We start from the raw sequence: 279 nt of genomic DNA, 5'->3' as shown, positions 1-279 counted from the left end.
GGCGATATAACGTATTTTTTTTGAATGGATACTCGGGTGGCATTTATGACGCAATACTCCTCTCTCCTTCGTGGTCTTGCAGCGGGTTCTGCATTTTTATTCCTTTTTGCCCCAACGGCATTCGCGGCGGAACAAACCGTTGAAGCGCCGAGCGTGGATGCGCGTGCATGGATTTTAATGGATTACGCCAGCGGTAAAGTGCTGGCAGAAGGCAATGCGGATGAGAAACTGGATCCCGCGAGCCTGACTAAAATTATGACCAGCTATGTGGTTGGGCAG

The 279-nt window shown here is 50.2% G+C and carries 1 pseudogene; it reads left to right on the top strand.

The features are described from left to right. Positions 1-36: 36 nt before the first annotated feature. Positions 37-279: pseudogene (locus tag LZP73_RS21135) on the top strand (D-alanyl-D-alanine carboxypeptidase); the annotation flags it as partial.

This window comes from Shewanella sp. AS16 (genome assembly GCF_021412365.1).
Taxonomy (GTDB): domain Bacteria; phylum Pseudomonadota; class Gammaproteobacteria; order Enterobacterales; family Shewanellaceae; genus Shewanella; species Shewanella salipaludis.
Note: the sequence above shows the minus strand (reverse complement) of the source record. Positions and strands in the feature narration are given on the sequence as shown.